We start from the raw sequence: 18,834 nt of genomic DNA on the forward strand, positions 1-18,834 counted from the left end.
ATGCGCGACAGGGCCGGAACATAGCCGATCGGCAGCAATGACACTTGCGCATCCGGCAGCAGGGCCCGCCAATTTTCAATATTGCGGGCGCTGTAATCCCAGGTCGGAAAGCGCGCCACCAGGTTGGGCAATTCCCCCTTCATCCAGCTCGATGCGTGATCGACCTGGTCGACATTGAAGATGATCGAAGAAGGTGGGAAGCCCGCCGCCAATTCCGCCGTCGCCAAATGTGCGCCGAGCACGATGTTGATGGCATCGGCATGTGCCTGGTTCAGTCCAAGCGTGACAGGATGGCCGAGAGCGACCAGCGAGTGCGCCAGCATCTCGACCAATTCGGTGAGCGCATGGCTATGGCTGTAGCCCGTGGGCGCAACCAGTAGCAGATGGAACGCCTGCGGCATGGCGCCATAGCGGGCGGGAACGACTGAGGCAGGCATCGTGGACCAGGGCGGCGGTGGCGGGAACAGCCACTTTATGTGTCGGTGAAGCTGTCGCTACAATTGTTATGTCGCCCTAACATTTTTCAATTGCCCAACGCTCCAGAACAGGAAGCCGAGCAAGACAAAGCTGAGCTGGCCGGCTGCGAGCAGGAACATCGAATGCGACAGCAGCGGCGACAGTGCGCCGGCCACCACGGCCGCCAGCATGGTCATCGTGAACGACTGGCATGAAGCCACGATGCCGCGAATTTGCGGGAACAGGTCGAGCACCATCAAGGTCACCCCTGGCATCACCATGGACATGCCGATGGTGTAAAAAAACAAGGGTGCGACTGTCCATGGCAACTGGGCCGGATAGAGCGCGTGATACAGCGTGTTGAACAAGCCTGAACCGAGCATCAGGATGAAGCCGACCCGCACCTGGCGCGGTATTGGCCACTTGCCTGCCAGGCGGTTGCTTGCCAGCGAACCGAGGAATATGCCGGAAACCGCCGGCACGAACAGCCAGGCGAACTGATCCGGCCCCAGGCTGAGATGCACGGTGACCACCGCCGGCGCCGACGCCACGAACAGGAACAGTCCGGCGAAATTGAATGCGAGGGCGCCTGCCTTCAGGTGGAACAGTGGCGTGCGAAAAATGCGGCTATAGCTTTGCCACAGAAAGTGCGGATTGAACGGCTGGCGCTGCGCAGCCGGCAAGGTTTCCGGCAGCCGCTTCCAGCAGATCCAGACCAGCAGCAATGTATAGGCGAACAACAGCAGGAAGATCGCGCGCCAGTTCAGCAGCTTGACGATCCAGCCGCCTATCACCGGCGCAATTGCCGGCCCGATCGAAAAAATCATGGTCACCAGCGACAGCAATTTTTCCGCCTGCGGACCGGCATGCAGGTCGCGGATGATGGCGCGCCCGATCACGATGCCGGCGCCGGCTGATATGCCCTGCAGCGCCCTGAACGCCCACAGGTATTCCACGCTGTGCGCCGAGGCGCAGCCAAGCGAGGCAATCGCAAACACCACCAGCGATCCGATGATGATATTGCGCCTGCCAAAAGCGTCCGACAGCGCGCCATGCCACAGGATCATCATGGCGAACGCGAACATGTAGATCGATAGCGTCTGCTGTACTTGCAATGGCGTCGCTTGCAGCGAAGCCTGAATGTCCGGAAAGGCAGGCAGGTAGCTGTCCACTGCAAACGGCCCGAGTATGGCGAGCGAGGCCAGCAGCAGCGCCAGCATGGACGGGGCAATCGGGCGGGAGGAGGGCATGCGGTGGGTACGGTGGCAGCGACAGGGAACGGAACGATACCGCACTTCGCGTGATCTGGTTGGGCGGAGAATTTGTTCGCTAATGGAACAAAAGTTCTGAAATTGTCACTTAAGAGCGGCTTGGGCGTGGCTTCTTCACCTTTCCCACTCCCCCATTTCCTGATGCCGCCTTCAACTGGAGTCCAACATGACGAATGCCGAATTTCGAGACCTTTGTCGAGCCACCTGCCTGGCCCTGAATTTGCAGGACACTTCGATGCTCGGCGAGCAGGGTCAGATCGAGATCGACGACGTCAGCATCGGCGCATTTTTCGACGAGGATTCAGACACGACGATCAATTGTTATGTCGACCTTGGCGCGGTCGATGCGAACGACAAGGCTGAAATGTTCGAACAGATGCTTGAACTGAATCTTGAACTGGGCCGTCAGCACGGCGAAACACTGGGTTTTGATCGGGATACTGGCCGTATGGTGCTGCGATCGGAACTCAGCGATCCCGAGCAATGGGACGGTGAGCAGATGGCAGCGCTGTTCCATGACTACGCCAATTTTGCCAAGGAATTCCGGGCGCAGATGCATGAGGGTTCGCAGTATGAGGACGAGCATCCAGCGCAAGATGAGTTAGTCTGATTGCACACGCAATTAGTCCAGCAAATCAAATGTGGAGATAAGCGTGCCCAATAGGATCCCCGCCAGCACCAGTATCGGTATCCAGCGACTTGCTCCTGCGCCGACACCTGCAAAGAGTAACGCCCCGCCAAGTGCCCAAAAGGCAATTGACTTTAGCAAGATCCACAACAAGAAAAAGATGAACGGCCCGTCATTCGGCCTGGGTCGATCAATTTCCGCGCCACTACTCGGCGCGCACAGACCGCGGGCTGACGCATCAACGCCGAATTCGGCATTAAAAACGGAGCGGCGTCCGATACCCGAAAATCATAGAAAGCCCAGAGAGTTGCCGACGCCAAAAGTGGCAGCAGAGCCTGCGGATAAGAATTTTTTGTCGAACGTGACAGCCCGCCTCAAAAAGAAGGACCCTGCTGACCACCAGTACAATTTGCTGCCCGCACCATTGCGAGAAGGCATTTCAAAAAAAGATGCGGCCCGGCTCGTTGATGTCGTGCTAAAGGATCCAGCCACCAGGACCGGTGAGGAAAAAAAATTCCTGGCGAAGCATCAGCAGCGGGTTGATCAATTTGAATGCGCGGGTACGTTTGGCGCGCGCACCCGAAATTTGAGAAGCTATCTGGAAGGTGCTCGCACAGTCCATGCGAAGGAAATTCCCAAGGACCAGCTTGTCGGCAACCGTGCTGCTGAGCTGCGATTATCCATCCCCGCCGCATTCAGAAGCAATATTTCCGATATAAAGTACGACCTGGCCTTTTCCACTGCGATCCAATATGGCCCTGTCAAAAACTGGCGGGATGAAGACTGGGGAGATATCAAATACAAGGCTCAGGCCTATGAGGACACCGGGCGCAGCCTGTCGGACTACATGGCGGGGGTCAAAGCCGAACTCGACAAGTTGAAAGCGGGCTGACAAGTCGCGGCGCTGCGGCCAATCCAGCCGCAGCGCACTTGGTGCTATCAGATTCCGCCCATGCACAAGTACTTCATTTCCAGGTATTCCTCGATACCGTACTTGGAACCCTCGCGGCCCAGGCCGCTTTGCTTGACGCCGCCGAATGGCGCCACTTCGTTGGAGAACAAGCCGGTATTGATGCCGACCATGCCGTACTCCAGCTTTTCCGCCACACGCCAGACGCGGCCGATATCGCGCGAATAGAAGTAGCTGGCCAGGCCGAAATCGGTATCGTTGGCGGCCTTGACGACTTCATCTTCTGTCTTGAACTTGATCACTGCGGCGACCGGGCCGAAGGTTTCCTCATTCATGATCTTCATGTCGACGGTGACGTTCGACAGCACCGTCGGTTCGTAGAAATGTCCGCCGAGTGCATGCTTCTTGCCACCGATTTCGACCTTCGCTCCCTTGGATACGGCGTCGGAAACATGGTCTTCCACCTTGATCATTGCTTGCTCGTCGATCAATGGACCTTGTTGTACGCCTTGCTCGAAGCCGTTGCCGACCTTGATCTGCCTTGCGCCTTCAGCCAGTTTCTTCACGAACGCGTCGTAGATCGACTCATGGACATAGAAGCGGTTGGTGCACACGCAGGTCTGGCCGGCATTGCGGTATTTGGAGACCAGCGCGCCTTCTACTGCAGCGTCCAGGTCAGCATCCTCAAAGACGATGAACGGGGCGTGTCCGCCCAGTTCCAACGCGACTTTTTTCACTGTCGGCGCCGATTGCGCCATCAGGATCCGGCCAACCGGGGTAGAACCAGTGAACGACAGATGCCGCACCTTGGGGCTGTCGCACAGCACCTTGCCGATCGCGATCGAATTGTCGGCATCCGACGTCAGGATGTTCAGCACGCCGGCCGGCACACCAGCGCGATGCGCCAGTTCAGCCAGTGCCAGCGCCGACAGTGGCGTTTGCTCGGCCGGCTTGACCACGATCGTGCAACCGGCAGCCAGGGCTGGCGCCACTTTGCGGGTAATCATGGCAATCGGGAAATTCCAGGGCGTAATCGACACGCACACGCCAATCGGCTGCTTGAGCACCACCATCCGCTTGTCGGTCCAGGTCGAGGACATGACATCACCGCTGATGCGCTTGGCTTCTTCGGCAAACCATTCCAGGAAAGAGGCGGCATAGACCGCTTCGCCACGGGCCTCTGCCAGCGGCTTGCCCTGCTCGGCCGTCATCAGCGCACCCAGGTCATCAGCATGCTGGATCACCAGGTCGAACCACTTGCGCAGTATGGCGGCGCGTTCTTTGCCGGTCTTGGCAGCCCAGGCCGGAAACGCAGCGTGCGCGGCCTCGATGGCGGCTTGCGCATGTTCAGCCTTCATGTTCGGAACCGAGGCAATCGTCACACCGCTGGCCGGATTGGTTACATCGAAATTCTCGGCGGCGCCTACCCATGCGCCATTGATATAGGCCTGCTTGCGCAGCAGGTCAGGGTCATTGAGTTTGGGTAATCCTTTGACGGCTTGCAGCATGCTTGTCTCCTGACTATTTGGTCGAAAAAAGTAAAGGATAGCGCAAACGCGATGGGATTGTGACCAGCATAGTTGTCCGATAAAAGAACTTTAGTCTGAATATTGTTACTTAGGCAGGCAGCCTGTTGCATCAGGCACTTCAATTATTCCGACTGCCAAGGAGGCATTCATGAAAGCCAAGGACACCACTACAATCCCCCGGAGCAATCCACGATCGTTGACCGTAAGCAAAAAAACCGACAACCAGCAGACGAGTCCACCACCCGCCTCCTTTCAGGAAGTCAACCGGCTCCGGCGGCCGAAACAAACATTGGCGAGTCAAATTAAAAACTTTTTCGACCCGACCAGGGCGCAACGCAAGCAGCAGCAATGGGATCTGATATCGAAGGCCGAAGATAAGCGCGTGGCAGATTGGAATAAAGTCCGCGTTTCCACGCCATTCAACGCGTTTAAAAACGCAGACAAGCTTACCCGTTCGGCAGACGTGTTTGCCGAATACCAAAAGCCCCGGGTTGATGAAATCAGGGGGGCAATCAAAAAGCATTCTCAATCTGACTTTTCCAAGGCATTGTTTCGCAACGATCGCATTAGCCCGCGAGAATGGGTGACCGAGAACAAAGCAGCCCTGGACGGCACCGGAAAATCGATGAAGTTAGTAGCGGATCACCATTTAAAGGGAAAGGATCTTGCACAGCTCTCTGACAAGCAAAAGCTCGAACTTGCCGAGGGCGTATGGAAAACCTTGTTCACTGATCCTGTGTCTACCAGTAAGGTTCCTGCGGCGACCAAGGCTTTGTTGGGGGAGTTGGTTCGAGAAGTTAAGAATTCGCCGCAATTCGCCAAATTGACCGACACCGAAAAACGTGAAGTATTGCGCGGTGTGGTCAATTATGGTTTTAATTTAAAAGGTGTCCAGTCGCTGCTTCTGGAGAATGATCGGTTCACCGAGTTGCGCTTCCAGGCGAACGGGATCACCGAGAGGCAGGAAAGTACGCTGTCGCCTGCCGAACTTGCAGAAAAGCGAACCCTCGAGGCCAAACACCACCTTATGCTCACAGTGGCCGCGGAGTATGGGAGTTTCGTCCTTGGCGTGAAAGGAGGCGACAAGCCAACGCCGGCCTGGTTGAAGCTCTCCGATTCGACCAAGAGCAGTGGTGTGGCATTTTTCGATAAGTTGGTCGAAGAGTCGATTGTCTTGGCGGACCAGCCATCGCAAACCACAAAGAGAACTGGCGAGGACGAGTCAAGTCTCGTGGAGTCAAGCGACGAGTCAAGTCTCGTGGAGTCGAGCGACGAGTCGATTATTGTGGAAGTGAGCGACGACACTTCGGAGAGTTCGAAAGATAGTTCTGAAAGTGCTGCGCCATCCAGCAAGGCGGATACATTGCGTCAAAACAGACTGTACGAAGGCAAAGTCCGCGGCGGTGACAACCCTTTGTACATTCCGAAAAAAGACTGACCTGCCATCGTGCAACTAAAGAAAGGCAGCCTGGCGCTGCCTTTCTTTATTCCGGCTCCACGTTCATGTGACCTCACACTACTGCCAGACCCTGATTGATCGCGTCACCCGTCAACCGGTTTCGATTGCTCCCTGCGATTGAACCCAGCCACCATTTCAAACTTGAACAACCTGCATTCCAGGGCGCCGTTGAAAAACGGCGTCTTGCGGGACTCTTTTAACCGCAGCATTTTCGGCAGGCCAAGGTCGGCCGAAAACAGGAACACCTGCCAGCCGGCAAAGCGCTGTTTGAGGGTGGTGCTGAATGCGCTGAAGAAGGCAGTTGCCATTTCATCTTCCGCCTGGGTGGCGTCGCCCCGTACGTCGATCCGCTCGCCATAGGGCGGGTTGGTCAGGATGATGCCGGGTACGCCGGTTGGCGGCTTGATTTCCTGCGCCTCGATTTGCTTTAACGGAATGTCGAACGTGATGCCGGCGCTGGCCAGGTTATTGCGGGTCATGACGATCATGTCGCCTGAAATGTCGCTGCCGAAGATGGTCGGCGTGGTCGGCAGCGCTGGCCGCTTCACCGCGTTGCGGATCGCTTGCCATTCTTCGTCGGCAAACCCCTTGAAGCGTTCGAATGCAAAACTGCGGTTGGCGCCAGCCGGTATGCCGGCCAGCATTTGCGCCGCTTCGGCGATGATGGTGCCGGAACCGCACATCGGGTCCAGCAGGATCATGCCGGGCTTCCAGCCAGCAGCGCGCAACAGGCCGGCCGCGAGGTTTTCACGCAGGGGCGCATCGCCGGTTTCCTGGCGCCAGCCGCGCTTGAACAGCGGCTCGCCCGAGGTGTCCAGGTACAGCGTGAAATGGCGCTGGTCCACAAAGCCGACAATGCGCATGTCCGGCGTGCGCGTATCGATCGACGGCCGGTCGCCGCAAAAATCGCGGAAGCGGTCGACGATCGCATCCTTGATCTTGAGCGTCGTGAATTCCAGGCTTTTCAATGGCGACTTGATTGCCGTGACATCGACACGGATGGTATTGCCCACAGCGAACCAGTCTTCCCAAGGCTGCGCCAGGGCCATGTCGTAAATGTCGTTTTCGTTGCTGTAACTGCCGTGCGCCATGCGCATCAGTACGCGCGATGCGATGCGGGTGTGCAGGTTGATCCGGTATGCATCCGACAGAATGCCGGAGCAGTGGACGCCGCCCGGCACCTGGTTGTGCACCTTCAGGGTCGATGACTGTGCGGCGATTTCTTGCAGCTCTTCGGCCAGTACGACTTCCAGACCGCGCGGGCAGGGGCAAAAGAATGAGCGGGGTATTGGCTGTGCCATCAGGAGTTCCTTTTTTCCTTGGGACAAGCGGCCGGATGCCGCCTGTCTTGTTGATCCATCAAATGTGCTGCATCAGCGGTTCAGGGCGCGCTCGACAAATTCCAGCCGGTCCTGGCCCCAGAAGCCTTCGCCGTCGACGACGTACCAAGGGGCGCCGAATACACTGGCGGCCATCGCCTCCTCGGTGTTGAGGTCGTACTCGGCCTGCACGCTGGCGGTCTCGGAGGATTTCAACAGCGACTTGCCGTCGAGGCCGCATTCGGTGGCGATCAGGGCCAGGGTATCCGCGTCAGCGATGTTGCGTTCGTCGGCCCAGACGCCGCGCATGATGGCGCCGGTCACGGCCAGCGCAGTGTCGGTGCCGTGGGCCAGCCGGGCTGCGATGATCAGGCGCGCGGCAGGGTCGCCCGGAACCGGAAAGAATTTCGGGTGGATATTCAGTGGCCGGGCCAGATGCTCGCTCCAGCGTTTCAATTCCAGCAGCCGGTATGCCTGCCTTTGTGGCGGGCGCTTGGCGAGCGGCAGGCCGCCGGACGCGTTGAAGACCCTGCTGATGTCGCATGGCTTCACGTTGACCGTCACGCCGGCTTTTTTGGCCATGGCAACGAAACGGTCATGGCCCAGGTATGCCCAGGGTGACGGGGGGGCGAAATAATAGTCACAGCTTTTTGCCATGTCAGCTCCAGTGAAATCAGAAAGGTTTTATTACTACCAGCAGGATGATCAGTAACAGCAATATCACCGGTACTTCATTGAACCAGCGATACCATTTGTGACTGCGCGTGTTGAGCGCAGACTCGAACTTCTTGAGCAGTGAACCGCAGGCATGGTGGTAACCGATGACAAGGACCACCAGCGCCAGTTTCGCATGCATCCAGCCATTGCCGGGGCCGCGGCCGATACCGTAGCCCAGCCACAACCAAAAGCCCAGCACGACAGCAGGAATGGCCAGGATCGTCATGAACCGGTATAGCCGGCGGGCCATCAGCAGCAGCCGTTCGGTCGCTGCCGGCGCTGTCTCGTCGGCCAGGTTGACGAAGATGCGCGGCAGGTAAAACAAGCCTGCGAACCAGGAAATCAGGAACAGCAGGTGCAGTGACTTGACCCAAAGCATCGACGCACTCCGAAAAATTCAACGAGGGATGGAGAAGCTGCAATGCTGATGATTGCTGCAGCGTTTGGGCGGCGCGGCACAGGCCTAGCGCCGGACTTCACCATGTCCGAGCACGACATACTTCAGCGAGGTCAGGCCTTCCAGTCCGACCGGTCCGCGGGCGTGCAATTTATCGTTTGAAATGCCGATTTCCGCGCCCAGGCCGTATTCGAAGCCGTCGGCAAATCGGGTAGAGGCATTCACCATCACCGATGCCGAATCCACTTCGCGCAGGAAGCGCATGGCGCGGCTGTAGTCCTCGGTGATGATGGCGTCGGTGTGCTTGGACGAGTACGTGCTGATATGGTCGATTGCCTCGTCCAGCCCCGCCACAATCTTGATCGCCAGGATGGGGGCCAGGTATTCGGCATGCCAGTCTGCTTCGGTGGCGGCTGCAAGATGCGGATAGCCGGCAAGGATCTGCCGCGCTTCGTCATCAGCGCGCAGCTCGACCTTTTCGCCGGCATACAAGTGCGCGAGTTCACCCAGCACGCGGCTGGCAACAGCGCGCGACAGCAGCAAGGTTTCCATCGTGTTGCAGGTGCCGTAGCGGTGGCATTTGGCATTGAAGGCAATGGCCACTGCCTTGGTGATGTCGGCGCTATCGTCGACATACACATGGCAGATTCCATCCAGGTGCTTGATCATCGGCACCCGCGATTCCTTCATCAGGCGCTCGATCAGCCCCTTGCCGCCGCGCGGGACGATGACGTCCACATACTCGGGCATCGTGATCATTGCGCCCACGGCAGCGCGATCAGTGGTCTCGACGATCTGCACCGCGTCAGCCGGCAGCCCGGCGGCGGACAGCCCCTCCTTGACCAGCACGGCGAGCGCCTGGTTGCAGTGGATCGCTTCGGAGCCGCCGCGCAGGATGGTGGCGTTGCCACTCTTGATGCACAGTCCGGCCGCATCGACCGTCACGTTGGGACGCGCTTCGTAGATGATGCCGATCACGCCGAGCGGCACGCGCATCTGGCCGACCTGGATACCGGTCGGGCGGTATTTCATGTTGGAGATTTCGCCGATCGGGTCGGGCAGGGCGGCGATCTGTTCCAGGCCTTCGGCCATCGTATCGATCGCCTTTTGCGATAGCGTCAGGCGATCCAGCATGGCCGCATCGAGTCCGCTGGCCCTGGCCTGGGCCAGGTCTTTTTCATTGGCGATGCGCAAGCTGGCAGCGTCGCGTCGGATCGCTGCGGCGATTTGCAGCAGGGCCTTGTTCTTGGCGGCGGTGTCGGCCTTGGCCATCGCGCGTGATGCGGCGCGGGCGCGCTGGCCGAGTTCCTTCATGTACTGGTCTATGTCCATCTATGCTGCCTCTGTGCTGAGTATTTACTGCGTGTTTGATTTGCTTGCAATGTTCGCCGTCGCGCCGGTCGGCACTGGCTGCGCCCGATTATCCGCGCGCCACCCGCATTCCGATCTGCAGGATCGCATCCCATGGGTCGCCGGCGAAATCCTTCGCCCGCAAGCCCTTGATCAGGCGGTCGACCTGTGCTGCCTGGTGGATTGCCGCTTCGATGGTGGCGCGCGAAAGCCGCTGCAGGGCCGGCTCCATCAGCCGCTCGCGCGGCCCCCATACCCGGTATTCTTTCAGGACTACCGACAAGGATTTACCGGCTTCCATCGCGCTTTTCATCCTGGCCAGCGTGCGCAGTTCATCGGTGACGGCCCACAGTACCAGCGGTAAGGCTTCGCCTTCGCCCTTCAATCCCTCCAGCATGCGCACCAGCCGCGCCGTGTCGCCGGAGAGCATTGCCTCATTGAGCTTGAACACATCATACCGTGCGACATTGAGCACCGCTGCGTGGATCTGTTCGAAGGTGAGCGCAGTGGCCGGATACAGCAATCCCAGCTTCTGGATTTCCTGGTGCGCCGCCAGCAGGTTGCCCTCTACCCGCTCGGCGATGAAGGCCAGGCTTTGCCGGTCTGCGCTCTGACCTTGTGCCGCCAGCCGCGCGCCGATCCAGGCCGGTAACTGGGCGCGCTCCACCAGGGCGATCTCGATATACATGCCGGTTTTTTGCAGCGCCGCGACCCAGGCGGATTTCTGGGTGGCCCAGTCCAGCTTGGGCATCGATATCAGTGTCACATTGTCGGGCGACAGGTCGGCGACATAGTCTTGCAGCGCCTGGCTGCCTTCCTTGCCGGGCTTGCCGCCGGGAATGCGCAGCTCGACCAGTTTCTTGTCGCCGAACAGCGATTGCGACTGGTTGGCCGCCAGCAGCGAGCCCCATTTGAAGCTGCGGTCCACGGTCAATACTTCGCGTTCGGTATGGCCGGCGCTGCGCGCCGCGCGCCGTATCCGGTCTGCCGCATCCAGCGCGAGCAGGTGCTCGTCGCTGGTAATCACGTACAGCGGCGCAAGGGTCTTTGCAAGATGGCCGTCTAGGGCGTCGGCGCGTAATTGCATGAAATTGCTTCCTACTGCCTGGCCGCTGGCGCCAATGCTGGCGATGGCGCCGGCAGTTGCTGCGGTGGATTCCATGGCCGCGTGGCGGCGATCCGGCGCAGCAACTGGCCGACCATGTCGGACTGCATGTCGCGATACAGCGTGGCTTCCTCGCCTTCCTTGGCCAGTACTTGCGATTCATTGAAGCTCAGCGTGCGTTGCACCACGACTTGCGAATCCGGGCGCAACTCGCGACCGGTGTTGTCCTTGATGCGAAAATTGACGCGATAGTTCAGTGTGTACTCGCGTACGCGCCCCTGGCTGTTGAGCGACAGTACCAGCCGCTCGCGCACTTCACTGATGATTTCGACGATGGCCTCGGCGGCCTTGCGGTCATTCACCAGGGTAGTGGCGTCGCTGCGTGCAAGTCGCCGCTTGAGGTCGATTCCTACCCCGGTCGGGTCGATATACATCGTATTGAACGGCAACATTGCCGATGCGCCGGAACCACGCAGCTGGAAGCCGCAGGCCGCCAGCAGCAAGGATGTCGCCAGGATCAAAATACTTGTACCAATCTTCAAACGCATGTCCTGCTCCCGATGTCGGCAATGCGCGGCCAGGCATTGTCCATCATTAATTAGCAATCCAACCGACGCAGCACACGCCAGGATCAGGCAACGATATTGACCAGCTTTCCGGGTACCACAATGACTTTCCTGGGTGTGCCGGTGACGTATTTTGCGACCCCTTCGTTGGCCAGCGCGGCGGCTTCGATGCTGGCGCGGTCGGCGTCTTTTGGCATACGTATGCTGCCGCGCAGCTTGCCGTTGACCTGCACCATCAATTCGATTTCCGACTGTTCCAGTGCCGCAGGGTCAACCTGCGGCCAGGGCGCGTCAAGCAGGTCGCCCGAAAGCGCGGCGTAACCAAGTGCTTCCCACAGCGAATGGGTGATGTGGGGCGCAACCGGATTCAACACGCGCAGGAAGATGCCAAATCCTTCGGACAGCACGGCGCGCGATGCGGCCGAGTCGTCGAGCCTGGCGCTTTCCAGCGTGTTGAGCATCTTCATGCAGGCCGACACGACCGTGTTGTACTGGATGCGACGGTAATCATTGTCTGCCTGCTGCAGCACCTTGTGCAGGTCGCGCCGCAGCGCCTGCTGGTCCGGCGTCAGTTCAGCGTGCCTGATAACGGTCTGCGCACTGATGCGCGCGGCGTTGGCCACGCCGAAGTTCCAGACCCGACGCAGGAATCGATGCGCACCTTCGACGCCGGCGCCCGACCATTCCAGCGTCTGCTCGGGTGGTGACGCGAACATCGTAAACAGTCGCGCCGTGTCGGCGCCATACTGGTCGATTTGCGCCTGGGGGTCTATGCCATTGTTCTTGGACTTCGCCATCTTCTCGATGCCGCCGATCGACACCGGCTGCCCGTCCGTGCGCAGCGTCGCCGTCACCGGGCGGCCGCGTTCGTCCGTGGTCAGTTCGACGTCGGCCGGATTGAACCAGGACAGCTTGCCGCTTGGGTCCTCGCGGTAATACGTTTCGTTGAGCACCATGCCCTGCGTGAGCAAGTTGGTGAAGGGCTCATCGAACTTGACCAGCCCGAAATCGCGCATCACCTTGGTCCAGAAGCGGGCGTACAGCAAGTGCAACACCGCATGCTCGATACCGCCGATGTACTGGTCCATCGGCATCCAGTAATCGTTGCGGGAATCGACCATCGCATCGGTACTGCCGGGCGAGCAATAGCGCATGTAGTACCAGGACGAATCGACGAAGGTGTCCATGGTGTCGGTCTCGCGCCGCGCCGGCTTGCCGCACTGCGGGCAGTCGGCGCGCAGGAAAGCCTCATGCTTGTTGAGCGGATTGCCGCTGCCGTCCGGCACGCAGTCTTCTGGCAGTACCACCGGCAAATCTTTTTCCGGCACCGGCACTTCGCCGCACTGCGCGCAGTGGATCATCGGGATCGGCGTGCCCCAGTAGCGCTGGCGCGAGATGCCCCAGTCGCGCAGGCGATAAGTGATTTTTTTCTCGCCCAGTTGTTGCGCCGCGAGGTCGGCGGCCACTGCCTCGACCGCTTCCTGGCAGGCCAGGCCATCGTATTTGCCGGAGGCGATGTTGCGGCCGCTTTCCTTGTCGCCGTACCAGTCCTGCCATTGCGTATCGGAAAATTCCCGGCCCTCGACAGCGATCACTTGCTTGATCGGCAAGTCGTACTTGCGGGCGAATGCGAAGTCGCGCTCGTCATGCGCGGGCACGCCCATCACGGCGCCATCGCCGTAAGTCATCAGTACATAATTTCCGACCCAGACCGCGACCTGCTCGCCGCTGATCGGATGGGTTACGGTCAGGCCGGTCGGCATGCCTTTCTTTTCCATCGTCGCCATGTCGGCTTCGATGACGCTGCCCTTCTTGCATTCAGCGATGAATGCCGCCAGCGCCGGATTGCTGGCGGCAGCGTGCAGCGCCAGCGGATGCTCAGGCGCGACGGCGCAGAAAGTCACGCCCATGATGGTGTCGGCGCGGGTCGTGAATACCCACAGCTTGCCGTCATTGATCGCGGCGCCGCTGCCGTCGCGGATCGCATGCGGGAACGCGAAGCGCACGCCGACTGATTTGCCGATCCAGTTCGACTGCATGATGCGCACCCGTTCCGGCCAGCCGGGCAGCTTGTTGTCGACAAAATCGAGCAATTCCTCGGCGTAATCGGTGATGCGGGCGTAATACATCGGTATCTCGCGCTTTTCGATCAGCGCGCCCGAGCGCCAGCCGCGCCCGTCGATGACCTGCTCGTTGGCCAGCACGGTCTGGTCGATAGGGTCCCAGTTAACCGTGCCGGTCTTGCGGTAGATGATTCCCTTTTCGAGCATCTTGAGGAACATCCACTGGTTCCACTTGTAATAGTCCGGCTTGCAGGCCGTCATTTCGCGCGACCAGTCGATGGCCAGTCCCATCGCCTGCATCTGCTGCTTCATGTGGGCGATGTTGGAGTAGGTCCATTGCGCGGGCGGCACCTTGTTGGCCATCGCCGCATTTTCGGCCGGCATGCCGAACGCGTCCCAGCCCATCGGCATCAGCACGTTATAGCCGCTCATGCGCAGGTAGCGGTACATCACGTCGTTGATCGTGTAGTTGCGCACATGGCCCATGTGCAGCTTGCCGGACGGGTAGGGCAGCATCGAGCAGGCGTAGAACTTCTTTTTCTCGCGGCCGTCGCGGTCGACGGCGTGCTCGACCGCTTTGTAGGCGGAGATGCGCTCCCAATGCTGCTGAGCGGATTTTTCTACGTCGGAAGGCGTGTATTTTTCTTGCATGTCGCGTGCGGCGTGGGATGGAGTAGACCGGGCATTATACTGGCTGGAGCCAGCCTGATGCGGCGGCAACGGGGGCGCCCCGGTCCTTGTCCGCCGTTGCCGGGCCGATTCGGGTCAAACCGGCAAGCAGCCGGCAATCGGGCTCAGCGTAATTGCAGCGACAGCATCGGCGGCTGCCCGGCTTCTTCGCAGCGCAGGTTCACTTCCGCCACGCATAGACGTAGCGATTCCAGCAGGTCGGGTGCGGATTTCTGCAGGATGCCGGCGTTGCTGACGACGATATCGAGCATTTCGTCGGCCGCCAGCGTGAAGCGCGTCATGCCGTCGCCATCGCGCAGCCCGGACATGCAGTCGATCCAGGCGTCCAGATTGTTGCCATAAAAGTCAGGAAAGCCGAACGCAGCGCGCGATGCCCGGTGGAAGCCCGCCGGCGTCAACAGATCACGCCCGTCCAGTGCCGCGCCAGCCATGTTATTTCCCCGCTGTGGCGTCTTTGGGATCGGTCACGAACCCGAGCTTCGACAGTCCGCCGGCTTGCGCCGCCGCCATGACCTGGGCAATGACTTCGAAGCGGGTGGATTTGTCTGCCCGCAGCTGGATTTCAGGCTGTGGCTTCTTCTGTGCGGCCAGCGCCAGTCGGCGGTTGAGCTCGTTCATGTCGAGAGCGGTGGCGCCGTTGTCCCAGAAAATCGCGCCTTTGGCATCGACCGACAGGGTGATGGTGTCGGGCTTTTCTGCGGAGGCCGTTGCTGCTGCTGCCGGCAGGTCCAGCCGTATCGAGTGGGTAAACAGTGGCGCCGTGATGATGAAGATCACCAGCAGCACCAGCATCACGTCCACCATGGGCGTGACATTGATTTCCGACATGGGGCCGGGCTGCCGGTTGTCGTTGAATCCGCCGAATGCCATGATCAGTCCTTGTCGTGTGCTACCTGTTTGCCAATGCGCGAACCGGTCGTCAGGTAAGCATGCAGGTCATGGGCGAAGGCATCGAGTTCAGCCAGCGTGATGCGGTTGACCCGGGTGAATGCGTTATAGGCCAGGACTGCGGGAATCGCCACCGCCAGGCCGAGCGCGGTCATGATCAGCGCTTCGCCGACCGGCCCGGCAACCTTGTCGATCTGTACCGTCCCGCTGGCAGACACCGCCAGCAGGGCATGGTAAATCCCCCAAACGGTACCAAGCAGTCCGACGAACGGTGCGGTGGAACCGACAGAAGCCAGCAAGGTCAGGCCGCTTTCCAGCCGCGCCGACACGCGGTTGATTTCCTGTCGCAGCGTGCGCGTGATCAGTTCGCCCGGATCGGCCAGAGCGTTAAGCGAGGATTCATTGGCCCGCAGGTTTGCCGCCTGCGCGGCCTGCGCCGCCAGCGGCGCATAGACATTTTCGGTATCCGAGCGCCGCAATTGGGCAATGGCGTCGTCCAGCGACGGCGCGTTCCAGAACGATTCCAGCGCGGCGGCGCTCCTGCGCACGCGCCATGAACTCCAGGACTTGGACAGGATGTAGAACCAGCTGGCCACCGACATCAGCAACAGGAGGTAGGCGACTGCGTGGGAAACGGCGTCGCCTTGCGCCCAGTATTGGGCCAGGCCGAGGCTGGAGGCGGCGGGATTGGCAAGAGTGGGGTTCATGGTATGCGCTTGTGGTCTTTTTTCGGGCCTTGCTTGGCCGGGTTCTGGTACCGGAAAATCTGTTTGCTGCGGTTTTCGGCCTGGTCGGAGGCTTAATTCCTGAGGGTGAATGTTACAGGAACGAGGTACCACTCCGGCACCGGTTTGCCATCCCGGGTGGCTGGAATGAAACGCCAGCCCTGCACGGCCTCGCGAGCGGCCTCGTCCAGCATCGGGAAACCGCTGGAGTTGCGCAGCTCCACCGCGCCCGCATTGCCGTCGGCCTTGACCAGCACACGCAGCACCACGGTGCCTTGCTCACCGTACCGGCGTGACATGGCCGGCTGGACCGGCTTGCGGTTGCTGGCGGCATAACTGGCGGGAATCGAGACGCCGGTCGGGGCGGCCGGGGCGGGCATCGCCGGTGCAGCAGGGGCCGCCGGCGCCGGCGCGACCGGTGCGGTAACGGGCGCTGCCGGCGGCGCAGTCGGCGCAGGTTCTGTGCGCGGCGCAGGCGTCGGCGGCACCGGTTCTGGGCGCGCAGCCGGCGTCGGCTTGACTGCCGGCGTAGGTTTGGGGGGTGATTTCTCAGGCTGCGGCTTTGGCGGCGGCAAAGCCGCAGGGCTGGGCGGCTTCAGCCGTGGCTGGGGGGGCGGTGCCGGTTGCAGCAGCACCACCGTCACCGGTGTTTTCGTTTCGACCCGATGGTCAGATGCGTGCAGCGCAAGCAGTCCGAGGACACCCGCATGCAGCAACAGCGAAATCGCAACCGCAACCGGTGTCCGGCGTAATGTCGTCATAAGAAAAGCGGGTGGTCGCCGCTGCGTTGCGACCCTGGGTTTCAGCGCAGGCCCAGCACATCCTGCATGTCGTACAGGCCAGTCTTGCGGTTGGCGAGAAAGCGGGCGGCGCGCAGGCTGCCGTGCACGTAGGTCACGCGACTCGATGACTTGTGCGTGATTTCCACCCGCTCGCCAATGCCGGCAAACAGCACCGTATGGTCGCCAACGATGTCGCCGCCGCGGATCGTGGCAAAACCGATCGATGAAGGATCGCGCTCCCCGGTCACCCCTTCGCGCGCATACACCGCCACGTCGTCGAGCTTCCTGCCCAATGCGTCGGCAATCACTTCGCCCATCTTCAGCGCCGTGCCGGACGGGGCATCCACCTTGTGGCGATGATGGGCTTCAATGATCTCGATGTCATATCCTTCTGAGAAACTTTTGGCTGCCATTTCGAGCAGTTTCATCGTGACGTTGACGCCCACGCTCATGTTCGGCGCAAACACGATGGCTGTGCGCTGCGCCGCTTCGGCGATCGCCGCCTTGCCGGCTTCATCAAAGCCGGTGGTGCCGATGATCATCTTGATGCCATGGTCGGCGCAATAAGCCAGGTGCCTGAGCGTGCCCTCGGGGCGGGTGAAGTCGACCAGGATCTGCGTCGAGGCCAGCGCGCGCGACAGGTCGGATTGGATATCCACGCCGGCTGGCTTGCCAAGGAACGCTGCAGCGTCGGTGCCGATGCCGGGCGAACCGGCCACATCAAGCGCGCCGCTGAGCACGGTGTCATCGGTATCCTGGATGGCTTCGATCAGCATCCGACCCATCCGGCCGGAAGCGCCGGCGACGGCTATTTTCATGGCGGTCATGGAACGTTACCGGGGTTCGTTGGCGGTCGATGGCGCACGCGGCGCAGCAGGTGCGGCCGGCGGCAGGCTACCAGGGCGCTTGGCCGCTGGCGCTTTGCCGGCAATGCGGGCGAGGTAATCTTCTTCTGTCGGCAGGTTGCCGCCATCCCACCTTTCGAGGCGATTGTCGCGGAAATACAGTGTCACGCTGCTGCGCGTGATGTCACCGTTCGCGCGCTTGTGGTTGAACAGGTAGTCCCAACGGTCGCGATGGAAAATATCGGTCAGCAAAGGCGTACCGAGCACGAAGCGCACTTGTTCGGGTGTCATGCCCGGTTTGAGCTGGGCGACCATTTCGGAAGAGATGAAATTGCCCTGCTGGAGATCGGGACGGTAGGGCGTGAGGAAGCCGAGCAGGCGCTTTTCCTTGCTCGTCTGAACGCCGGAAGCGGCTGCGGCTGGTAGGGCGGCGGCCGGTGCGCTGGCCGTTGCGGCAGGTGCAGTGACAGCAGCGGGCGCAGTTGCAACGGGTGCCGGACCGTCCATCAGCGGATTCTTGTACGCACATCCGCCAAGGAGGACGCCCGTAAGCGCAATCGCAATGCAAGCGGCACGGGAGGGGAACAGCACATGCATGAGTCGTCTCTCTGGTATCTGCAAGGGGTCAACAAACGCTATATGATAAGGCAGATAAGCAATCCACAAACTATCTCATGCCCATTTCCGCCCCCGATCTGAAGTCCAGCGGCCTGAAAGCGACCCTGCCGCGTGTCAAGATCCTGGAAATATTCCAGAACAGCAGGGTGCGGCATCTCAGCGCGGAAGACGTCTACAAGGTTTTGCTGGCCGAAAACATCGATGTCGGCCTGGCCACGGTTTACCGGGTGCTGACGCAGTTCGAGCAGGCTGGCCTGCTCAGCCGCAATCACTTTGAGACTGGCAAGGCCGTGTTCGAACTCAATGAAGGCACCCACCATGATCATCTGGTTTGCCTGGATTGCGGACGGGTCGAAGAGTTTTTTGACGCCGAAATCGAACAGCGGCAGCACAAGGTGGCAGCAGACCGTGGCTTTGCGATTGCCGATCATTCACTGGCGCTGTACGGCCATTGCACCAAGGCCGACTGTCCGCACCGCCGGCGTTAGATCCGGCCAGGCTTTCCAAGTGACGTCT

The 18,834-nt window shown here is 60.4% G+C and carries 19 protein-coding genes and 1 pseudogene; 4 read left to right on the top strand and 16 right to left on the bottom strand.

The genetic code is table 11. The features are described from left to right. Positions 1–437: pseudogene (locus Q7T64_RS11500) on the bottom strand (hypothetical protein); the annotation flags it as partial. A gap of 66 nt (positions 438–503) precedes the next feature. Next, the gene (locus Q7T64_RS11505; RefSeq protein ID WP_304795657.1) at positions 504–1,706 is read right to left on the bottom strand and encodes a multidrug effflux MFS transporter; all 1,203 of its coding nucleotides are present in this window, start codon (positions 1,704–1,706) and stop codon (positions 504–506) included. A 187-nt stretch (positions 1,707–1,893) separates the two neighbouring features. Between Q7T64_RS11505 and Q7T64_RS11510 the strand changes: the two genes are divergently transcribed. Both Q7T64_RS11510 and Q7T64_RS11515 read left to right on the top strand, forming a co-directional pair. Further along, complete coding sequence (locus Q7T64_RS11510; RefSeq protein WP_304795659.1) at positions 1,894–2,337, top strand: CesT family type III secretion system chaperone; 444 nt, start codon at positions 1,894–1,896, stop codon at positions 2,335–2,337. Between the two features lie 43 nt (positions 2,338–2,380). After that, the gene (locus Q7T64_RS11515) at positions 2,381–3,247 is read left to right on the top strand and encodes a hypothetical protein (protein ID WP_304795662.1); all 867 of its coding nucleotides are present in this window, start codon (positions 2,381–2,383) and stop codon (positions 3,245–3,247) included. A 47-nt stretch (positions 3,248–3,294) separates the two neighbouring features. Here Q7T64_RS11515 and Q7T64_RS11520 read toward each other — a convergent pair whose 3' ends face one another. Beyond that, positions 3,295–4,773, bottom strand: a complete 1,479-nt coding sequence (locus tag Q7T64_RS11520) for an NAD-dependent succinate-semialdehyde dehydrogenase (protein WP_304795664.1) — start codon at positions 4,771–4,773, stop codon at positions 3,295–3,297. A gap of 169 nt (positions 4,774–4,942) precedes the next feature. Here Q7T64_RS11520 and Q7T64_RS11525 point away from each other — a divergent pair, with 169 nt between their 5' ends. Then, on the top strand, positions 4,943–6,232 hold the full coding sequence (locus Q7T64_RS11525) for a hypothetical protein (protein WP_304795666.1): 1,290 nt from the start codon (positions 4,943–4,945) through the stop codon (positions 6,230–6,232). A 104-nt stretch (positions 6,233–6,336) separates the two neighbouring features. On the opposite strand, the gene Q7T64_RS11530 is transcribed toward Q7T64_RS11525, so the two are convergent. From Q7T64_RS11530 to Q7T64_RS11590, 13 genes are all read right to left on the bottom strand, one after another. Beyond that, positions 6,337–7,554 (bottom strand): class I SAM-dependent RNA methyltransferase, encoded by a 1,218-nt coding sequence (locus Q7T64_RS11530; protein ID WP_304795668.1) that lies wholly within the window; start codon positions 7,552–7,554, stop codon positions 6,337–6,339. A 72-nt stretch (positions 7,555–7,626) separates the two neighbouring features. Further along, positions 7,627–8,229, bottom strand: coding sequence for a 2-hydroxychromene-2-carboxylate isomerase (locus Q7T64_RS11535; protein WP_304795671.1), 603 nt, complete (start codon positions 8,227–8,229; stop codon positions 7,627–7,629). 16 nt (positions 8,230–8,245) lie between these two features. Further along, positions 8,246–8,668 (bottom strand): CopD family protein, encoded by a 423-nt coding sequence (locus Q7T64_RS11540; RefSeq protein ID WP_304795673.1) that lies wholly within the window; start codon positions 8,666–8,668, stop codon positions 8,246–8,248. An 84-nt stretch (positions 8,669–8,752) separates the two neighbouring features. Next, positions 8,753–10,018, bottom strand: a complete 1,266-nt coding sequence (locus Q7T64_RS11545) for a glutamate-5-semialdehyde dehydrogenase (protein ID WP_304795676.1) — start codon at positions 10,016–10,018, stop codon at positions 8,753–8,755. A gap of 88 nt (positions 10,019–10,106) precedes the next feature. Beyond that, a complete protein-coding gene (holA, locus tag Q7T64_RS11550) occupies positions 10,107–11,123 on the bottom strand; it encodes a DNA polymerase III subunit delta (protein ID WP_304795752.1) in 1,017 nt (338 codons plus the stop codon). A gap of 11 nt (positions 11,124–11,134) precedes the next feature. Next, on the bottom strand, positions 11,135–11,689 hold the full coding sequence (gene lptE, locus Q7T64_RS11555; protein ID WP_304795678.1) for an LPS assembly lipoprotein LptE: 555 nt from the start codon (positions 11,687–11,689) through the stop codon (positions 11,135–11,137). Between the two features lie 83 nt (positions 11,690–11,772). Then, positions 11,773–14,421, bottom strand: coding sequence for a leucine--tRNA ligase (gene leuS, locus Q7T64_RS11560; RefSeq protein WP_304795680.1), 2,649 nt, complete (start codon positions 14,419–14,421; stop codon positions 11,773–11,775). A gap of 143 nt (positions 14,422–14,564) precedes the next feature. Beyond that, positions 14,565–14,891: a barstar family protein gene (locus Q7T64_RS11565; RefSeq protein WP_304795683.1), complete on the bottom strand. Its 327-nt coding sequence runs from the start codon at positions 14,889–14,891 to the stop codon at positions 14,565–14,567. A 1-nt stretch (position 14,892) separates the two neighbouring features. Continuing rightward, a complete protein-coding gene (locus Q7T64_RS11570) occupies positions 14,893–15,330 on the bottom strand; it encodes a biopolymer transporter ExbD (protein WP_304795685.1) in 438 nt (145 codons plus the stop codon). A 2-nt stretch (positions 15,331–15,332) separates the two neighbouring features. After that, entirely contained in the window at positions 15,333–16,055 is a 723-nt protein-coding gene (locus tag Q7T64_RS11575) for a MotA/TolQ/ExbB proton channel family protein (protein WP_304795687.1), read from the bottom strand. A gap of 92 nt (positions 16,056–16,147) precedes the next feature. Further along, the gene (locus Q7T64_RS11580; RefSeq protein ID WP_304795689.1) at positions 16,148–16,834 is read right to left on the bottom strand and encodes an energy transducer TonB; all 687 of its coding nucleotides are present in this window, start codon (positions 16,832–16,834) and stop codon (positions 16,148–16,150) included. Between the two features lie 41 nt (positions 16,835–16,875). Then, complete coding sequence (gene dapB / locus Q7T64_RS11585) at positions 16,876–17,682, bottom strand: 4-hydroxy-tetrahydrodipicolinate reductase (RefSeq protein WP_304795691.1); 807 nt, start codon at positions 17,680–17,682, stop codon at positions 16,876–16,878. A gap of 6 nt (positions 17,683–17,688) precedes the next feature. Beyond that, positions 17,689–18,207, bottom strand: a complete 519-nt coding sequence (locus tag Q7T64_RS11590; RefSeq protein WP_370653310.1) for an outer membrane protein assembly factor BamE — start codon at positions 18,205–18,207, stop codon at positions 17,689–17,691. A gap of 167 nt (positions 18,208–18,374) precedes the next feature. On the opposite strand from Q7T64_RS11590, the gene fur reads away from it, so the two are divergent. Beyond that, positions 18,375–18,806, top strand: coding sequence for a ferric iron uptake transcriptional regulator (gene fur, locus Q7T64_RS11595; protein WP_304795696.1), 432 nt, complete (start codon positions 18,375–18,377; stop codon positions 18,804–18,806). Positions 18,807–18,834: the final 28 nt, after the last annotated feature.

The organism is Lacisediminimonas sp. (assembly GCF_030645335.1).
In the GTDB taxonomy this organism is placed as follows: Bacteria; Pseudomonadota; Gammaproteobacteria; order Burkholderiales; family Burkholderiaceae_D; genus Lacisediminimonas.

What these genes read in the sequence shown, in the direction of transcription:
- Q7T64_RS11525 (WP_304795666.1), top strand. Translation starts at nt 4,943, where the DNA reads ATGAAAGCCAAGGACACCACTACAATCCCCCGGAGCAATCCACGATCG.
- holA (WP_304795752.1), bottom strand. Translation starts at nt 11,123, where the DNA reads ATGCAATTACGCGCCGACGCCCTAGACGGCCATCTTGCAAAGACCCTT.
- lptE (WP_304795678.1), bottom strand. Translation starts at nt 11,689, where the DNA reads ATGCGTTTGAAGATTGGTACAAGTATTTTGATCCTGGCGACATCCTTG.
- Q7T64_RS11575 (WP_304795687.1), bottom strand. Translation starts at nt 16,055, where the DNA reads ATGAACCCCACTCTTGCCAATCCCGCCGCCTCCAGCCTCGGCCTGGCC.
- Q7T64_RS11540 (WP_304795673.1), bottom strand. Translation starts at nt 8,668, where the DNA reads ATGCTTTGGGTCAAGTCACTGCACCTGCTGTTCCTGATTTCCTGGTTC.
- Q7T64_RS11570 (WP_304795685.1), bottom strand. Translation starts at nt 15,330, where the DNA reads ATGGCATTCGGCGGATTCAACGACAACCGGCAGCCCGGCCCCATGTCG.
- leuS (WP_304795680.1), bottom strand. Translation starts at nt 14,421, where the DNA reads ATGCAAGAAAAATACACGCCTTCCGACGTAGAAAAATCCGCTCAGCAG.
- Q7T64_RS11590 (WP_370653310.1), bottom strand. Translation starts at nt 18,207, where the DNA reads ATGGACGGTCCGGCACCCGTTGCAACTGCGCCCGCTGCTGTCACTGCA.
- Q7T64_RS11505 (WP_304795657.1), bottom strand. Translation starts at nt 1,706, where the DNA reads ATGCCCTCCTCCCGCCCGATTGCCCCGTCCATGCTGGCGCTGCTGCTG.
- Q7T64_RS11545 (WP_304795676.1), bottom strand. Translation starts at nt 10,018, where the DNA reads ATGGACATAGACCAGTACATGAAGGAACTCGGCCAGCGCGCCCGCGCC.
- Q7T64_RS11565 (WP_304795683.1), bottom strand. Translation starts at nt 14,891, where the DNA reads ATGGCTGGCGCGGCACTGGACGGGCGTGATCTGTTGACGCCGGCGGGC.
- Q7T64_RS11580 (WP_304795689.1), bottom strand. Translation starts at nt 16,834, where the DNA reads ATGACGACATTACGCCGGACACCGGTTGCGGTTGCGATTTCGCTGTTG.
- Q7T64_RS11520 (WP_304795664.1), bottom strand. Translation starts at nt 4,773, where the DNA reads ATGCTGCAAGCCGTCAAAGGATTACCCAAACTCAATGACCCTGACCTG.
- fur (WP_304795696.1), top strand. Translation starts at nt 18,375, where the DNA reads ATGCCCATTTCCGCCCCCGATCTGAAGTCCAGCGGCCTGAAAGCGACC.
- Q7T64_RS11535 (WP_304795671.1), bottom strand. Translation starts at nt 8,229, where the DNA reads ATGGCAAAAAGCTGTGACTATTATTTCGCCCCCCCGTCACCCTGGGCA.
- dapB (WP_304795691.1), bottom strand. Translation starts at nt 17,682, where the DNA reads ATGACCGCCATGAAAATAGCCGTCGCCGGCGCTTCCGGCCGGATGGGT.
- Q7T64_RS11530 (WP_304795668.1), bottom strand. Translation starts at nt 7,554, where the DNA reads ATGGCACAGCCAATACCCCGCTCATTCTTTTGCCCCTGCCCGCGCGGT.
- Q7T64_RS11510 (WP_304795659.1), top strand. Translation starts at nt 1,894, where the DNA reads ATGACGAATGCCGAATTTCGAGACCTTTGTCGAGCCACCTGCCTGGCC.